Here is a 14,802-nt window from a genome sequence, read left to right on the forward strand (position 1 = left end):
GGCTACCTACCACCGCCAAAGGGTAGCCCGGATAAGGCGCGGTGCGCCGCCATCCGGGCAATCAGTCTGCGCTGCGATCAGCTAATGACAGCCGACGTCAGCTGTGTTTAATTAAGGCTCCCGGACGGGAGCCTTTTTTATGGGAGCAGAACAATGAAACGCACGTTATTTGCCGTGATGGCCCTGCTGGCCAGCGGCGCGGCGCTGGCGGACGAGTGCAGCAGCGCCAACACCCAAACCGAAATGAATCAGTGCGCGGCTGCGCAGTATCAGGCGGCCGATAAAAAACTGAACGACACCTGGCAGCAGGCCCTGCAGCGGGCGGTGGGTAAACAACAAACATTACTGAAGCAGGCGCAGCAGGCATGGATCGCCTTACGCGACGCCGACTGCGCCTTTCTCGCGTCCGGCGCCGAAGGCGGCAGCATGCAGCCAATGCTGGTCAGCCAGTGCATGACCGATAAGAGCGTGGAGCGGGAGTCTTTCCTCGCCTCGCTGCTACAGTGCGAGGATGGCGATCAAAGCTGCCCGCTGCCGCCCGCCAATTAACGGACGCGAATGCCTTCGATAATCATCCGCTGGACATTATCGACCGTTTGTTCAAAAAAGGCCGCATCCTGCAGCGTGGCGCCGGTGACCGCCTCCACCTGGGTGGCGAAGTCGGCGTAATGCTGGGTGGTAGCCCAGATCATAAAGATTAAATGCTGTGGATCGACCGGCGCCAGCTTGCCGCGGTCGATCCAGCCGGAGACTATCGCCGATTTTTCGTCGACCAGCGCTTTCAGATCCCCGGTCAGTTCGCCCATCAGCAGCGGCGCCCCCTGCAGCATCTCGAGGCAGAAGAGCTTCGAGGCCTGGGGGTGATCGCGGGACACCTCCAGCTTCAGGCGAATATATTCGCGGATCGCCACCAGCGGGCTGATATCCTCACGAAAGGCCTTCAGCGGCGCCAGCCAGATGGCGAGGATCTGCTGCAGGACTGCCACATACAGCGCCTCTTTCGAAGGGTAGTAATAGAGCAGATTGGTTTTCGATACCCCGGCGCGCTCAGCCACCTGCTCCAGCCGCGTACCGTGAATACCAAATTGCGAAAATGCCTCCAGCGCGGCGGCCAGGATGGCCTCCTTTTTGGCGCTGACCGCTTGTGAACGTTTGCCGCTTTTCTTCACCGCGCCCTGTGCCATACATCCTCTCCTTCAGTTGATGCCACCAGCATAGCAAAAGCCCTGCGCCGGCACGACCCCATGCACCCTGATTGCGCATGACTGCCGTTTTTTCGTGCACTGATTTTGACCATCCAGTCCACTTTTTTATCGTCCTTTTTAGCAACTCAAAAGTAACACATTAATAACATTAGCATTTATAAAACTGGCATCGCCTTTGCTTTACCTTCTCTGCGAGGTGGTCCAGGGAGAGGCAGGATGCCGCACCATCGCAACCCATCTTCCATGACTGCAGAGAGGTAGGTATGAAAATTGGTGTTTTCATTCCCATTGGCAACAACGGCTGGCTGATCTCCACCCATGCCCCGCAGTATATGCCGACCTTTGAACTGAATAAGGCCATCGTGCAGAAGGCCGAGCACTACCATTTCGACTTCGCGCTCTCCATGATCAAACTGCGCGGCTTCGGCGGGAAAACTGAATTCTGGGATCACAACCTGGAGTCCTTCACCCTGATGGCCGGCCTGGCCGCGGTGACCTCGAAGATCCAGATCTACGCCACCGCCGCCACCCTGACGCTGCCGCCGGCGATTGTCGCCCGGATGGCCTCCACTATCGACTCCATCTCCGGCGGCCGGTTTGGCGTCAATCTGGTGACCGGCTGGCAAAAACCGGAATATGACCAGATGGGCATGTGGCCGGGAGATGACTATTTCGCCAGCCGCTATGACTATCTCACCGAATACGTCCAGGTGCTCCGTGACCTGTGGGGCACCGGGCGCAGCGATTTCAAAGGTGACTACTTCACCATGAACGACTGCCGGGTCAGCCCGCGCCCGTCGCAGCCGATGAAGGTGATCTGCGCCGGGCAGAGCGATGCCGGGATGGCCTTCTCCGCCCAGCATGCGGACTACAACTTTTGCTTTGGCAAAGGGGTCAACACGCCAACGGCCTTTGCCCCGACCGCCGCACGCATGATGCAGGCGGCGGAAAAAACCGGCCGCGACGTGGGGTCCTATGTGCTGTTCATGGTGATCGCCGACGAAACCGACGAGGCGGCGCGCGCCAAATGGGAACATTACAAAGCGGGCGCCGATGAAGAAGCGCTAGCGTGGCTCACCGAGCAGAGTCAGAAAGATACCCGCTCCGGCAGCGATACCAACGTGCGCCAGATGGCCGACCCCACCTCGGCGGTCAACATTAACATGGGCACCCTGGTCGGATCGTATGCCAGCGTCGCCCGTATGCTTGATGAAGTAGCGAGCGTGCCCGGCACCGACGGCGTGCTGCTGACCTTTGATGATTTTCTTGCCGGCATTGACGCCTTTGGCGAACGCATTCAGCCGCTGATGCGCTGCCGGAACCACATTGCTTCTGTTACCCGTGAGGTGGCCTGATGATTACCCTTCCCGCTCGCCCGGAATCCCTGACCTTCGCGCCGCAGCAGAGCGCGCTGATTGTGGTCGATATGCAGAACGCCTACGCCAGCCAGGGCGGTTATCTGGATCTCGCCGGCTTTGACGTCTCCGCTACCCGGCCGGTTATCGACAATATTAATACCGCCGTCGCCGCCGCTCGCGCCGCGGGTATGTTGATTATCTGGTTCCAGAATGGCTGGGATGACCAGTATGTTGAAGCCGGCGGCCCGGGCTCGCCGAACTATCACAAATCCAACGCGCTGAAAACGATGCGTCAGCGTCCGGAGCTGCAGGGCAAGCTGCTGGCGAAAGGCGGCTGGGATTATCAGCTGGTGGACGAGCTGACGCCGCAGGAAGGCGATATCGTGTTGCCGAAACCGCGCTACAGCGGCTTCTTTAACACCCCGCTCGACAGCATTTTGCGCAGCCGCGGCATACGCCACCTGGTGTTCACCGGGATCGCCACCAACGTCTGCGTCGAATCGACGCTGCGCGATGGCTTCTTTCTCGAATACTTCGGCATCGTGCTGGAGGATGCCACCCATCAGGCCGGCCCGGCCTTCGCCCAGCAGGCGGCGCTGTTCAATATTGAAACCTTTTTCGGCTGGGTCAGCGACGTTGAGAGCTTCTGCCACGCGCTCTCCCCCGCCGCCCCGCTGGCTTTAGCCAAGGAGAAACGTTATGCCTAAACAGGTGATTATTCCGCCAGGCACCACCGCGCCGATTGCCCCCTTTGTTCCGGGGACGCTCGCCGACGGGGTGGTCTACGTCTCGGGCACCCTGCCGTTTGATAAGCAAAACAATGTGGTGCACATCGGCGACCCAAAGGCGCAAACCCGCCACGTGCTGGAGACCATCAGGAGCGTTATCGAAACGGCGGGCGGGAGTATGGCGGATGTGACTTTCAACAGCATCTTTATCACCGACTGGACAAATTACGCCGCGATTAACGAGGTCTACGCCGAGTTCTTCCCCGGCGATAAACCGGCGCGCTTCTGCATTCAGTGCGGACTGGTGAAGCCCGATGCGCTGGTGGAAATCGCCAGCGTCGCCCATATCGGTACCCCGACATGATGAGGCTCAATATTGCTCCGGCTCCGTGGCCCGGCGCGCCGGTGGTGGTCCTCAGCGCCGGTCTGGGCGGGGGCGGCGGCTACTGGCTGGCGCAGCGCGCGGCGCTGGAGGAACAGTATCAGCTGGTGAGTTATGACCATAACGGGACCGGGGAGAACGCCGGTCCGCTGCCCGCCGACTACAGCCTGGCGACGATGGCCGGGGAGCTGTTCAGCGCTCTGCAGGCGGCGGGGATCGCCCGCTTCGCGCTGGTGGGCCACGCCCTGGGGGCGCTGATTGGCCTGCAGCTGGCGCTCGATCGCCCCGAGGCGGTGAGCGCCCTGGCGCTGGTCAACGGCTGGCTGTCGCTGTCGCCGCATACCCGCCGCTGCTTCCAGGTGCGCGAGCGTCTGCTGCATGCCGGCGGCGCGCAGGCGTGGGTCGAAGCGCAGCCGCTATTTCTCTACCCGGCGGAATGGATGGCCGCGCGCCTGCCGCGCCTCGAAGCGGAAGATGCGCTTGCCATCAGCCATTTTCAGGGCAAAGAGAATCTGCTGAAGCGGCTGCAGGCCCTGAAGCAGGCTGATTTTTCACGCCGTGCGTCGGCCATCGCCTGCCCGACGCTGATTATCAGCGCCGCTGACGACCTGCTGGTCCCCGCCTCCTGCTCCCGCGTGCTGCAGACGGCGATCCCCGGCAGCCAGCTCGTGGAAATGCCGTGGGGCGGCCATGCCTGTAACGTCACCGACGCCGATACCTTTAATACCATTTTACGCGACGGGCTGTCCGCTATGCTGCCGGTCGCCAGGGAGACCCGATGAACGACGCGATAAACCACACGGCCTGCGAGACGCTGTTTACCCAGGCCCGGACCCACAACGGCTGGCTGGATAAGCCGGTGAGCGATGCGCAGCTGCAGGCCGTCTGGGACCTGATGAAAATGGGGCCGACTTCCGCCAACTGTTCGCCAGCGCGCATCGTGTTCGTGCGCAGCGCGGAAGGCAAAGAGAAACTTCGCCCGACGCTCTCCAGCGGCAATCTGCAGAAAACCATGCAGGCGCCGGTGACCGCCATCGTGGCGTGGGATAGCGCCTTCTACGACCGGCTGCCGACCCTGTTTCCCCACGGTGACGCCCGCAGCTGGTTTACCTCCAGCCCGCAGCTGGCGGAAGAGACCGCGTTTCGCAACAGCTCCCTGCAGGCGGCGTATCTGATTTTTGCCTGCCGGGCGCTGGGCCTCGACACCGGGCCAATGTCTGGTTTTGACCGGGAAAAAGTCGACGCGGCATTTTTTGCCGACAACGGCTGGAAAAGCAACCTGCTGGTGAACATCGGCTATGGCGACCCCGGCAAGCTGTACGGCCGCCTGCCGCGCCTGTCCTTTGATGAAGCCTGCCTGCTGGCATAAGGAGTTTACGATGGAGTTAACGGACAAAACGAGTTTCCGTGACGCCATGGCCCACGTCGGCGCCGCGGTTAACATTATTACCACCGATGGCCCGGCGGGCCGGGCGGGATTCACCGCCAGCGCGGTCTGCAGCGTTACCGACACGCCGCCGACCCTGCTGGTCTGCCTGAACCGCTCGGCTTCGGTGTGGCCGGTGTTCAGCGAACACCACACGCTGTGCGTCAATACCCTGGCGGCCGGACAGGAGGCCCTGTCGACGCTGTTTGGCGGTAAAACGGCAATGGACGAGCGTTTTGCCGCCGCCGACTGGCAGACCGGCGCCACCGGCTGTCCGCGGCTGGAGGCGGCTCTGGTCAGCTTTGACTGCCGCATCGACCAGCGCGTCAGCGTCGGGACGCACGACATTCTGTTTTGTCACGTCGTGGCCATTACCCGTCACCCGGAGCCCCGGGGACTGATGTGGTTTGACCGCGGCTATCACACGCTTATGCGACCCGCTTGTTAACCTTTAACCCGGGATATCATCATGGCACTCTTCGATTTTCCTCGCTGGAAGCTGACCTCTCCTGCCGCCGAATCCGGCGTTGTCGCCCCCGATGAACGCTTGTCGGCCGGGCAAACGCTGGTGATGGGCGTGCAGCACGCCGTTGCGATGTTCGGCGCGACGGTGCTGATGCCGTTGTTGATGGGGCTCGACCCGAACCTGTCTATTCTGATGTCGGGCGTCGGCACCCTGCTGTTCTTTGTCGTTACCGGCGGACGGGTGCCGAGCTATCTCGGCTCCAGCGCCGCTTTTGTCGGGGTGGTGATCGCCATTACCGGCTTTAACGGCCAGGGGCTGAACCCTCATCTGAGCGTCGCCCTTGGCGGGATCATCGCCTGCGGGCTGGTCTACACCCTGATTGGTCTGGTGGTGATGAAGATCGGCACCCGCTGGATCGAGCGCCTGATGCCGCCGGTGGTGACCGGCGCGGTGGTGATGGCTATCGGCCTGAACCTGGCGCCGATTGCCGTGCGCAGCGTCTCCGCCAGCGCCTTCGACAGCTGGATGGCGGTGTTAACTGTGCTCTGCATCGGCATAGTGGCGGTATTTACCCGCGGGATGCTGCAGCGACTGCTGATCCTGGTCGGCCTGATCGTCGCCTGCGCGCTGTACGCCCTGCTAGCTAACGGCCTGGGCCTTGGCAAACCGCTGGACTTCTCCCCCCTCGCCCAGGCGGCGTGGTTCGGGCTGCCGCACTTTACCACCCCATCCTTTAACGGCCAGGCGATGATGTTGATTGCGCCGGTCGCGGTGATCCTGGTGGCCGAGAACCTCGGGCACCTGAAGGCCGTCGCCGGGATGACCGGGCGCAATATGGACCCGTACATAGGGCGCGCCTTCGTCGGCGACGGGCTGGCGACCATGCTCTCCGGTTCGGTGGGCGGCAGCGGGGTCACTACCTATGCGGAGAACATCGGCGTCATGGCGGTGACCAAGGTCTACTCAACGCTGGTGTTTGTCGCCGCGGCGCTGATTTCCATGCTGTTGGGTTTCTCGCCGAAGTTCGGCGCATTAATCCACACCATTCCCGGGCCGGTGATCGGCGGCGCCTCGATCGTGGTCTTTGGCTTAATTGCCGTCGCCGGGGCGCGGATCTGGGTGCAAAACCGGGTGGATCTGAGTCAAAACAGCAATTTGATCATGGTGTCGGTGACCCTGGTGCTGGGCGCCGGCGATTTCGCGCTGTCGCTGGGCGGCTTTACGCTGGGCGGGATTGGCACGGCCACCTTCGGGGCGATCCTGCTGCACGCGCTGCTTCATCGCGGGACGCGCGAGGCGAAGGAGGCCAGGGTAACGCCGGTGTAAGCCACATTAGCGCGGCGTTGGCGCAGGGTGCGGTGTGGGCCTGGGTGGTGTGATCCTGTAGGCCGGATAAGGCATTTATGCCGCCATCCGGCACCACCACGGGCACGGAACCTGACCGCCCGGCGGCGCTGCGCTTGCGCGGGCCTGGAGACAATCAGAGCCGGACGAGTACCAGCCAGGATAAGCGCCGCTGTCGGGTCAGAAGGAAAATATTATGGCTCGCGGCGATCGGCCAGGTCCGTGAGCGGCTGCGCATCGTCGTTTGTGGAAACCTGCGGCGGCGACTTGCGCTTCCACTTCAGCTCGCTCACCAGCACCCCCGCGAGGATCAAAACGCAGCCGAGCAGGGCCAGCAGCGGCAGACGCTCACCGGCCAGCCGGCCAAAAATACCGGCCCATACCGGTTCACCGGTATAAATAAGGGTGGCCCGCGTCGGCGAGACGCTGCGCTGCGCCCAGTTCATGGTCACCTGAATGATCGCGCTGAAAATCCCCAGCCCCAGCGCGACGCCGAGCAGGGCCGGCGTCAACGACGGCACCGATTCACCCGCCGGCTTCATGGCGGCGAAAGCCACCAGCGACGCGGTCGCCAGCTGCACCACCGTCACCCGGCGGACATCGACTTTTCCGGCCCAGGCGCTGATAAGGATAATCTCCGCCGCGATCGCTACCGCGCTTGCCAGAGTGATCATCTCCCCCACGCCAAGCGCCAGCAGATTATTTTCCGGCCCGGCCAGCAGAATTAAACCAATAAAGGCCAGCACAATCCCCACGCAGGACATCACCCCGGCATACGTCCCAGGCACAGCCACTGCAGCAGCGGCACCAGCGGCAGATACATCGCGGTGATAAAGGCAGATTTACTGCTGGAGATGGTCTGTAGTCCCCAGGTCTGCAGGCCATACCCCAGCGCAATCGCCACGCCAATCGCTACCCCGGCCTTCACCTCCAGCCACGTCAGACCGCGCAGAGTGCGCAGCGAAAGCAGGCCCACCGCCAGCGCGGCAGTCGCAAAACGCAAACCGACAAAAAACAGCGGCCCGCTGAGGCTCACCGCGTACTGTACGGCAAGGAACGTCCCTCCCCAGAACATGGTGATCATGATAAGGAGCGCTTCCTGGCGGCTAACGGAGAATTTTAACGAAGACATAAGACAGCCATGACGATTAACGGGCGACCAGTGTGCAATCCGCCCGGCGGGAGCGCAACCACCGACAGATAAAAAAACCGCCGGCAGATGCCGGCGGCGAGGGCGATGCGGTTGGGTCGGGGAGATTAACACCGCATCAAAGAGAACAGTGCGAGTCGCGCGTTAACTTTCACGACTACCATGACTGTTTTTACCCCCTTTTTTGCCAGCCTCTGAGGCGCGCTGAGGGTCATTTTTAAAATTCCCCCCGCTATGCTGGCCACCTTTACGTCCTGCTTCTGATGCTCTTTCACGGTCTTCGGCAAAGTTGCCGGAACCGCCACGATGGTTTGCCATTACTGACCTCCATTAGGTTAGACATCATAGTGCATTACGCGGGAGCGGCGACGCCGCTGTCCTGCCGCGTATCTATAAGGTTAGTGAATGACTACGGCTGACGGCGGCGAATGAAATATCCAGAAACAAAGCCGGGCGAAAAAAGCTTCCTCGCGCCGCCAACAGCTCCTAACCGACTCTGCTGTCGAAGAAAAAATAGTCAGCAAAAATGTATCCTGATGCTACATCCTCGCCGCAGCGGTCAAAATAGCAGACGCAACGCTTCCTCCTTCACTTCCTTTCAGGCCGCGCGGTGCAAGGAAAAGTAAATAACGCTTTGTCATTTTGTTATAAATCAAACAAATGCCCGTTGGATTTGCACTCTCCGGCGGAGGCTTTATCTTTAAAGGTACCAGCTATTTTGCTGGCTTATAATGCAACCGAGGAGTGATGGAAATGGCTAAAATTCTGGTGCTTTATTATTCCATGTATGGACACATTGAAACCATGGCTCACGCCGTCGCCGATGGGGCGAACCGGGTGGACGGCGTTGAGGTGGTTGTGAAGCGCGTGCCGGAAACCATGCAGGCTGAAGCATTCGCCAAAGCAGGCGGGAAAACGCAAAACGCGCCCGTCGCCACGCCGCAGGAGCTGGCAGAGTATGACGCCATCATCTTTGGTACCCCGACGCGCTTCGGCAACATGTCCGGTCAGATGCGTACTTTCCTCGATCAAACCGGCGGTCTGTGGGCGTCCGGCGCTCTGTATGGCAAAATCGCCAGCGTATTTAGCTCAACCGGTACCGGCGGCGGCCAGGAACAAACCATTACCTCGACCTGGACGACGCTGGCCCACCACGGCATGATCATCGTCCCGATCGGCTATGGCGCCCAGGAGCTATTCGATATCTCCCAGGTACGCGGCGGTACCCCTTATGGCGCAACCACCATCGCTGGCGGCGACGGCTCGCGGCAGCCGAGCGAGGAAGAGTTAGCCATCGCCCGCTATCAGGGTGAACATGTCGCCAAACTGGCCGTTAAACTGCACGGCTAATCTTCTGCAGGAGGAGCACTATGCCAACTCAAGAAGCAAAAGCACATCGCGTCGGCGAATGGGCAAGTTTACGTAACACCTCACCGGAAATTGCCGAGGCGATTTTCGAAGTCGCCCACTACGATGAGAAACTGGCGGAGCAAATCTGGGAGGAAGGCAGCGACGAAGTGCTGGCGCTGGCCTTTGCCAAAACCGATAAAGACAGCCTGTTCTGGGGCGAACAGACGATTGAGCGTAAAAACGTCTAGGAGGTTTATCCCCACCTGGGCTCACCCTAACCTGCTAAAAAAACCCGGAGTGCTCCGGGTTTTTTTCGTTATTTCGCCGCCTCGTTGATCACCTTTTTAAAGGTCTCCAGCGGGCAGAATCCCTGGTCATCAACCGGACAGCCGTTAAGCGCCAGAGTGACCCGCTGCGGCGGGGCCTGCAGGGTTAACGCGTCGGCGTTACGCAGTTGCTCGGTACTTTGATAGACATACTCAATCTTCATCAGATCGCGATTGCCGGCGCTGTCATGCCAGCGCTGAAACAGCAGTTTGCCGCCGATAGGAGTGCGCTCATACTGGCCGGGCAGTTGATAGGGCTTAAAGTCCAGGGCGGTGAGCAGCGAAGCGATATTCGAGTCGTGTCCCACCAGCAGCGTGACTTTCGCCTTGCTGGCTCCCTCGCCCACCAGCGCGTTATCGATATATTTAACCAGCGGTTTGGCGACGTTTTGCGCCACCGCCACCGAGGTAAACAGACTATCCTGATAGCCATTTTTCAGCTTCGACAGCACTCGCCACTGCTTATCGCTGGCGATCTCCCCCCACGCCACCTGATCTTTCGGGAAGCCTTCATAATATTGCAGGGTGAAGGCGTCTACCAGCGAGTTGCCAACCTTCAACGGTCCGGACACTCCCGGCTCCTGCTGATAACCGGCGCTAAAGGTATCTTTACCCTCGCTCAGGGAACAGACCTTCTTCTCTTTGCAGGAGGGCGAGTTGCGGTAATCGATCATCGTCTCCAGCAGCTTGTAGCTCTCGGTCAACTGCATTCCCTGGCGCTCTTTTTCCATCGCCTGCAGCGCTTTCTCGCGAAACACCGGGGAGTCGTCGGTAATAACCGGGTTGAAGGTCGGGTCCATGGTGCCCATCTGCGGCTGGTGATGCACCGGGATGCCGCAGCCCGGGAACGCGCCGGTGATAAAGAACTGCGCGGTGGCGACGGTGCGCTGCAGGCTGTTAGCGTAGGCATAAACCGCGTTTTCCGGCGGGCACTCGCCGCTGGTCACCAGCTTCTGCTGCGCCAGCCATTCGCGCATATAGTGGCCCATATACACCTCCAGCACACCGCCTTTGGTGGTCAGCTGGCCGCCCGGCACATCCCACTGCGGCCAGGCCTTGGCGGTGGACTGCTCCAGCACGCTGCCGTTATTGGCCAACGGCGCACGCAGGTTGTGACGGCTCATGATCAGCACCTGCTGCAGCTGATACCCCTCCTGCGCGGCCGTGTCCTGCGCCTGAGCGCCAGCGGATAACATCACCGCGCCGGTAACGGCGGCGGCAAGTAGACGTTTTTTCATCCCTTCATCCTTAGTCATTTATTATCATCGCGTTAATTGTGCCGGATTTATGACATTTTTCCTGGTAATCGCTCGCAAACTTAGACCGTAGCCGAAAATTTCCCCTGCCGGGCAAAGAGTTTTATAATGAAACAATTAACCTGGAGGCTTTCGTGAAACGTACCCGTCTGGAAAACAGCTGTTGCCCTATCGCCCGCTCCCTCGACGTTATCGGCGACTGGTGGTCGCTGCTGATCGTCCGCGATGCTCTGCGCGGGGTGCGCCGTTTTAGCGAATTTCAGAAAAACCTCGGTATCGCCAAAAACATGCTCGCCGGGCGGCTGAAAATGCTGGTGGATGAAGGCATCCTGCGCCTGCAGCCGGCCTCCGACGGCAGCGCCTGGCAGGAGTATGTCCTGACCGATAAGGGCCGTGCCCTGCAAACGGTGCTGGTCGCCCTCTCCCAGTGGGCAGACGACTATCTGTTCGATCCTGACGAACCGGCGACCCGGCTCATTGACCGCCAGCAGCGCCAGCCCCTGCGTAAGCTGGTCCTGCAGGCGGCAGATGGCCGTGAGCTGGCCCCGGCGGACATCACCATCGCTATCCCGCTGAACGACTAAACGCTGCCCGCGACAGGCAAAAATGAAAAAGTCCTGGCAAAATGGTTGCATTATTAAACCTAATATCTCATGCTAAATTTGGTTTAATAATGCAACCTTTTACGAGGCATTTCTCATGACCCAACCATCGCACACAGCTTTTATCACCGGCGCGTCCTCAGGTATCGGCGCGATCTATGCCGAACGACTCGCCGCCCGCGGCTACAACCTGATCCTCGCCGCCCGTCGTGAAGACCGTCTGCAGGCGCTCGCCGACCAGCTGCAGGCGCGCTACGCCATCCAGGCAAGCATCCTCAAAGCCGATCTTAGCGAAGAGCACGGGATTGCCGCCGTAGAGCAGCGTCTGCAGCAGGATCCCGCCATCGACCTGTTCATTAACAACGCCGGCACCGCGAAATTGGCGGGTTTTCTCGCCAGTACGCCACGCGAGCACCAGGCGATTCATACGCTCAACACCACCGCGCTGCTGCGTCTGAGCTATGCCGCGCTGGCCGCTTTCACCCCACGACGCCGGGGGACGCTGATCAATATTGCCTCTATCCTCGCGCTGCATACGCTGCCGGGCAGCGCAGTCTACAGTGCCAGCAAAGCCTGGGTGTTGAGCTTCACCCGCGGCCTGCAGGAGGAGTTTGCCGACAGCGGCGTGCGTATTCAGGCGGTATTGCCGGCGGCGACCGCTACCGATCTGTGGCCGACCTCCGGCGTGGCGCTGGACGCTCTGCCCAGCGGCACGGTAATGACCACCGAGGATCTGGTTGACGCCGCTCTCAGGGGGCTGGAGATGGGGGAACAGGTCACCTTACCACCGGTTCATGACCTGGGACTGTGGGAGACTTTTGAGCAGTCCAGACTGGCGCTGTTTACCAGCGCGCGAACCGGACAGCCTGCGCCGCGGTATCGATAAGCGGCACCGTGCGGCGGGCGCTACTCCGGTAGCGGAACCGCCGTCAGGGTACAGATCGCCTCGTGCTCGCCGCCGCGGCGATCGGTAATCACCACCTTATCGCCCGCCTTTTTGCCTTCACACGGCTTGAGGACCTGCTCCACGATCCGCTCGCGGCTCGCCTGACGTTCACTTTCAGCCTGACTGGCGAAGGCAGACAGCGCCAACGCTACGCCCAGCAGGCTGAGGGTTTTCTTATACATGACTGACTCTCAGATCGTTCTTATTCGCGGTCAGCGTAACTCGCTGTAGGCCGCACTTCTGTAAAATCACTTAACGGAGTGTTACGCCATTTCAGGTGAAACCCAGGCGGTCACATCCCTGCGGGAAATATTTTATCACAACCCCGCCGCCGGATATTCTCGCGATGAGGCGTCATCTTTCAGACATATCCCGATGTTATCTTCACACAGAGCCCTGTATCTTTTTCCCTTTCCAAACAGAATATTAGGTTGGTCTATGTCGGGTCTTATTCTCTTTATCGTCGCGGTGGCGCTGCTGGGCGTCGCCATCTACAGCCTGGTGTCGTACCTCAAAGAGCGGCGCGCCAGTCAGTTACCTGTCCATAAAAAGAAGAAATAATACCTTCCGTTCCCCACCGTTTTCTGCTGATTTCTTTACCGTCCTGTACTGTCCCTTACCGAAGCCAACACGAAGGCAGGCCTGCGGGCCTGCCTTCGTTCAGTTTATGCCTCAGAACCTATGACTCCCAGGCCTGCTCCGCTTTAGCGGCATCAAACTGCGGCGGCGGTTTGCGGAAGCGTCGGGTCAGATAAGTCAGGTACAGCAGACCAAGCGCCGCCCACACCAGGCCGAGCGTCAGGGAGGTGGCCTCGAGATTGATCCACAATACCCCGACCGTCAACGCCCCGACCATCGGCAGCAGCAGATAATGCAGTCGATCCTTCCAGGTTTTGTTGTACCCCTTGCGCCGCCAGAAGTGGTTGAACACCGACAGGTTAACGAAGGTGAAGGCCACCAGCGCGCCGAAATTAATCAACGCGGTGGCGGTCACCAGGTCGAAGAACAGCGCCGACAGCGCAACGATGCCCACCATAATCACGTTCAGCGCCGGGGTACGCCATTTCGGATGCACATAGCCAAAAATGCGCTCCGGGAAGACGTTGTCGCGGCCCATCACGTACAGCAGACGGGAGACGCTGGCATGGGAGGCCAGGCCGGACGCCAGGGTGTTAACAAAGGTGGTGCACAGGAAAATCGACTGGAACAGCTTGCCGCCCACGTACAGCGCAATCTCCGGCAGCGCGGCATCGGGGTCTTTAAAGCGATGAATATCCGGGAAGAACAGCTGCATAAAGAACGACGCGACGATAAAGATAATGCCGCCGTACATCGCGGTGAGAAAAATTGCCTTCGGGATCACCCGCGCGGCGTCAGGGGTCTCTTCCGACAGGGTGGTCACCGCGTCGAAACCGAGAAACGAGAAGCAGACAATGGTCGCGCCGGTAATAATCGGGATCAGATGCGCATTCTGGCTGATAAACGGCTGCAGCGACCAGACGGTACCCACCCCCTCGCCTTTATGCAGCCCCTGCACCACCAGAATGACAAACACCACCATGATCGAAATCTGCACCAGCACGAACAGGGTATTGAAGTTGGCCACCAGGTTAACGCTTTTCAGGTTCGCGGCGGTCAGAATAGCGACAAAGGTCACTACCCACACCCACGGCGGCACTTCGGGGAACAAGGCCGAGAGATAGATCTTCGCCAGCAGGACGTTGATCATCGGCAGAAACAGATAATCCAGCAGCGACGACCAGCCAACCATAAAGCCGACGTGCGGACTGATGGATTTTTGCGCGTAGGTATAGGCGGAACCGGCTTCCGGAAACTGACGCACCAGTTTGCCGTAGCTGATGGCGGTGAACAGCACGCCAGCCAGCGCCAGCAGATAAGACGCCGGAACGTGGCCATTGCTGATGCCGGAGACGATGCCGAAGGTATCAAACACCGTCATTGGCGTCAGATAGGCCAGCCCCATCATCACCACTTGCCAGAGTTTGAGGGATTTACGCAGACGCGGTCTGCCCGCCTGAGCGGCGTTATGCGCCGGAGGATTAATAGCCATCGCCCATCCCCCCCTTGCTGTTAACAGTTTGCGGGCCCAACGTCCGCGTGACAAACCTGCTTAGCAAAGGGGTAAGGCATAGATAAAAGGGTAAGACGGACCGGTAAGCGGTAGCTGGCTGGCATCCAATGCGGCCTGAGCGGCCTCCCTCTCCCTGCGGATATTTGAACATCTGCATCATCTCATTTCCTC

Annotated in this window: 19 protein-coding genes and 1 pseudogene; 14 read left to right on the forward strand and 6 right to left on the reverse strand. The window is 60.1% G+C overall.

Annotated elements, in window-relative coordinates; translation table 11 throughout:
- Positions 1–153: 153 nt before the first annotated feature.
- Positions 154–549 carry a lysozyme inhibitor LprI family protein gene (locus LPQ25_RS16525; protein ID WP_002898886.1) on the forward strand — a complete coding sequence of 132 codons (396 nt, stop codon included), beginning with the start codon at positions 154–156 and terminating at the stop codon, positions 547–549.
- Here the strand turns inward: LPQ25_RS16525 and rutR are convergent.
- Positions 546–1,184: an HTH-type transcriptional regulator RutR gene (rutR, locus tag LPQ25_RS16530; RefSeq protein ID WP_002898883.1), complete on the reverse strand. Its 639-nt coding sequence runs from the start codon at positions 1,182–1,184 to the stop codon at positions 546–548. The two genes, LPQ25_RS16525 and rutR, sit on opposite strands and share 4 nt — an antisense overlap.
- 284 nt (positions 1,185–1,468) lie before the next feature.
- On the opposite strand from rutR, the gene rutA reads away from it, so the two are divergent.
- Genes rutA through rutG form a run of 7 tightly spaced genes read left to right on the forward strand, consistent with a single transcriptional unit; the run spans position 1,469 to position 6,891 of the window.
- Positions 1,469–2,560, forward strand: coding sequence for a pyrimidine utilization protein A (rutA, locus tag LPQ25_RS16535; RefSeq protein ID WP_014907861.1), 1,092 nt, complete (start codon positions 1,469–1,471; stop codon positions 2,558–2,560).
- On the forward strand, positions 2,560–3,270 hold the full coding sequence (gene rutB / locus LPQ25_RS16540; RefSeq protein WP_004176609.1) for a pyrimidine utilization protein B: 711 nt from the start codon (positions 2,560–2,562) through the stop codon (positions 3,268–3,270). The genes rutA and rutB overlap by 1 nt, the downstream gene beginning before the upstream one ends.
- The gene (rutC, locus tag LPQ25_RS16545) at positions 3,263–3,655 is read left to right on the forward strand and encodes a pyrimidine utilization protein C (protein ID WP_002898877.1); all 393 of its coding nucleotides are present in this window, start codon (positions 3,263–3,265) and stop codon (positions 3,653–3,655) included. The genes rutB and rutC overlap by 8 nt, the downstream gene beginning before the upstream one ends.
- Positions 3,652–4,455: a pyrimidine utilization protein D gene (gene rutD / locus LPQ25_RS16550; protein ID WP_004179289.1), complete on the forward strand. Its 804-nt coding sequence runs from the start codon at positions 3,652–3,654 to the stop codon at positions 4,453–4,455. The genes rutC and rutD overlap by 4 nt, the downstream gene beginning before the upstream one ends.
- Positions 4,452–5,042 carry a malonic semialdehyde reductase gene (locus tag LPQ25_RS16555; RefSeq protein WP_002898814.1) on the forward strand — a complete coding sequence of 197 codons (591 nt, stop codon included), beginning with the start codon at positions 4,452–4,454 and terminating at the stop codon, positions 5,040–5,042. Before rutD ends, LPQ25_RS16555 begins: the two co-directional genes overlap by 4 nt.
- A 10-nt stretch (positions 5,043–5,052) precedes the next feature.
- A complete protein-coding gene (rutF, locus tag LPQ25_RS16560) occupies positions 5,053–5,547 on the forward strand; it encodes an NADH-dependent FMN reductase RutF (protein ID WP_014907862.1) in 495 nt (164 codons plus the stop codon).
- Between the two features lie 21 nt (positions 5,548–5,568).
- Positions 5,569–6,891 (forward strand): pyrimidine utilization transport protein G, encoded by a 1,323-nt coding sequence (gene rutG / locus LPQ25_RS16565; RefSeq protein WP_014907863.1) that lies wholly within the window; start codon positions 5,569–5,571, stop codon positions 6,889–6,891.
- A gap of 212 nt (positions 6,892–7,103) precedes the next feature.
- Here the strand turns inward: rutG and LPQ25_RS16570 are convergent.
- Together LPQ25_RS16570 and LPQ25_RS16575 are read right to left on the reverse strand one after the other, a co-directional pair.
- Positions 7,104–8,041, reverse strand: a pseudogene (locus LPQ25_RS16570) (DMT family transporter).
- Between the two features lie 162 nt (positions 8,042–8,203).
- Complete coding sequence (locus LPQ25_RS16575) at positions 8,204–8,377, reverse strand: con-10 family general stress protein (protein ID WP_002898708.1); 174 nt, start codon at positions 8,375–8,377, stop codon at positions 8,204–8,206.
- Positions 8,378–8,494: 117 nt separating this feature from the next.
- On the opposite strand from LPQ25_RS16575, the gene LPQ25_RS16580 reads away from it, so the two are divergent.
- The 3 genes from LPQ25_RS16580 to LPQ25_RS16590 all read left to right on the forward strand — a co-directional run bounded on the left by LPQ25_RS16580 (position 8,495) and on the right by LPQ25_RS16590 (position 9,657).
- Positions 8,495–8,596 carry a hypothetical protein gene (locus LPQ25_RS16580; protein ID WP_053087803.1) on the forward strand — a complete coding sequence of 34 codons (102 nt, stop codon included), beginning with the start codon at positions 8,495–8,497 and terminating at the stop codon, positions 8,594–8,596.
- Between the two features lie 216 nt (positions 8,597–8,812).
- Entirely contained in the window at positions 8,813–9,409 is a 597-nt protein-coding gene (wrbA, locus tag LPQ25_RS16585) for an NAD(P)H:quinone oxidoreductase (RefSeq protein ID WP_002898704.1), read from the forward strand.
- 20 nt (positions 9,410–9,429) lie between these two features.
- Positions 9,430–9,657: a YccJ family protein gene (locus LPQ25_RS16590; RefSeq protein WP_002898701.1), complete on the forward strand. Its 228-nt coding sequence runs from the start codon at positions 9,430–9,432 to the stop codon at positions 9,655–9,657.
- A 68-nt stretch (positions 9,658–9,725) separates the two neighbouring features.
- On the opposite strand, the gene agp is transcribed toward LPQ25_RS16590, so the two are convergent.
- Positions 9,726–10,973, reverse strand: a complete 1,248-nt coding sequence (gene agp, locus LPQ25_RS16595; RefSeq protein ID WP_041168979.1) for a bifunctional glucose-1-phosphatase/inositol phosphatase — start codon at positions 10,971–10,973, stop codon at positions 9,726–9,728.
- 152 nt (positions 10,974–11,125) lie between these two features.
- Here agp and LPQ25_RS16600 point away from each other — a divergent pair, with 152 nt between their 5' ends.
- Both LPQ25_RS16600 and LPQ25_RS16605 read left to right on the forward strand, forming a co-directional pair.
- Entirely contained in the window at positions 11,126–11,575 is a 450-nt protein-coding gene (locus tag LPQ25_RS16600; protein WP_004141456.1) for a winged helix-turn-helix transcriptional regulator, read from the forward strand.
- A 115-nt stretch (positions 11,576–11,690) separates the two neighbouring features.
- Complete coding sequence (locus LPQ25_RS16605) at positions 11,691–12,479, forward strand: SDR family NAD(P)-dependent oxidoreductase (RefSeq protein WP_004150831.1); 789 nt, start codon at positions 11,691–11,693, stop codon at positions 12,477–12,479.
- A gap of 20 nt (positions 12,480–12,499) precedes the next feature.
- On the opposite strand, the gene LPQ25_RS16610 is transcribed toward LPQ25_RS16605, so the two are convergent.
- Positions 12,500–12,721, reverse strand: coding sequence for a hypothetical protein (locus LPQ25_RS16610; protein ID WP_002898602.1), 222 nt, complete (start codon positions 12,719–12,721; stop codon positions 12,500–12,502).
- A 256-nt stretch (positions 12,722–12,977) separates the two neighbouring features.
- Between LPQ25_RS16610 and LPQ25_RS16615 the strand changes: the two genes are divergently transcribed.
- Complete coding sequence (locus LPQ25_RS16615) at positions 12,978–13,100, forward strand: small membrane protein (RefSeq protein WP_002898600.1); 123 nt, start codon at positions 12,978–12,980, stop codon at positions 13,098–13,100.
- Positions 13,101–13,218: 118 nt separating this feature from the next.
- Here the strand turns inward: LPQ25_RS16615 and LPQ25_RS16620 are convergent, their stop codons facing one another.
- Positions 13,219–14,610 (reverse strand): APC family permease, encoded by a 1,392-nt coding sequence (locus LPQ25_RS16620; RefSeq protein WP_004141463.1) that lies wholly within the window; start codon positions 14,608–14,610, stop codon positions 13,219–13,221.
- Positions 14,611–14,802: the final 192 nt, after the last annotated feature.

Source organism: Klebsiella sp. KPN54798 (assembly GCF_021184225.1).
In the GTDB taxonomy this organism is placed as follows: Bacteria; Pseudomonadota; Gammaproteobacteria; order Enterobacterales; family Enterobacteriaceae; genus Klebsiella; species Klebsiella pneumoniae.

Bases quoted from the DNA above. Each gene is read 5' to 3' on its own strand.
- LPQ25_RS16525 (WP_002898886.1), top strand. From the start codon at position 154: ATGAAACGCACGTTATTTGCCGTGATGGCCCTGCTGGCCAGCGGCGCG.
- rutR (WP_002898883.1), bottom strand. From the start codon at position 1,184: ATGGCACAGGGCGCGGTGAAGAAAAGCGGCAAACGTTCACAAGCGGTC.
- rutA (WP_014907861.1), top strand. From the start codon at position 1,469: ATGAAAATTGGTGTTTTCATTCCCATTGGCAACAACGGCTGGCTGATC.
- rutB (WP_004176609.1), top strand. From the start codon at position 2,560: ATGATTACCCTTCCCGCTCGCCCGGAATCCCTGACCTTCGCGCCGCAG.
- rutC (WP_002898877.1), top strand. From the start codon at position 3,263: ATGCCTAAACAGGTGATTATTCCGCCAGGCACCACCGCGCCGATTGCC.
- rutD (WP_004179289.1), top strand. From the start codon at position 3,652: ATGATGAGGCTCAATATTGCTCCGGCTCCGTGGCCCGGCGCGCCGGTG.
- LPQ25_RS16555 (WP_002898814.1), top strand. From the start codon at position 4,452: ATGAACGACGCGATAAACCACACGGCCTGCGAGACGCTGTTTACCCAG.
- rutF (WP_014907862.1), top strand. From the start codon at position 5,053: ATGGAGTTAACGGACAAAACGAGTTTCCGTGACGCCATGGCCCACGTC.
- rutG (WP_014907863.1), top strand. From the start codon at position 5,569: ATGGCACTCTTCGATTTTCCTCGCTGGAAGCTGACCTCTCCTGCCGCC.
- LPQ25_RS16575 (WP_002898708.1), bottom strand. From the start codon at position 8,377: ATGGCAAACCATCGTGGCGGTTCCGGCAACTTTGCCGAAGACCGTGAA.
- wrbA (WP_002898704.1), top strand. From the start codon at position 8,813: ATGGCTAAAATTCTGGTGCTTTATTATTCCATGTATGGACACATTGAA.
- LPQ25_RS16590 (WP_002898701.1), top strand. From the start codon at position 9,430: ATGCCAACTCAAGAAGCAAAAGCACATCGCGTCGGCGAATGGGCAAGT.
- agp (WP_041168979.1), bottom strand. From the start codon at position 10,973: ATGAAAAAACGTCTACTTGCCGCCGCCGTTACCGGCGCGGTGATGTTA.
- LPQ25_RS16605 (WP_004150831.1), top strand. From the start codon at position 11,691: ATGACCCAACCATCGCACACAGCTTTTATCACCGGCGCGTCCTCAGGT.
- LPQ25_RS16610 (WP_002898602.1), bottom strand. From the start codon at position 12,721: ATGTATAAGAAAACCCTCAGCCTGCTGGGCGTAGCGTTGGCGCTGTCT.
- LPQ25_RS16615 (WP_002898600.1), top strand. From the start codon at position 12,978: ATGTCGGGTCTTATTCTCTTTATCGTCGCGGTGGCGCTGCTGGGCGTC.
- LPQ25_RS16620 (WP_004141463.1), bottom strand. From the start codon at position 14,610: ATGGCTATTAATCCTCCGGCGCATAACGCCGCTCAGGCGGGCAGACCG.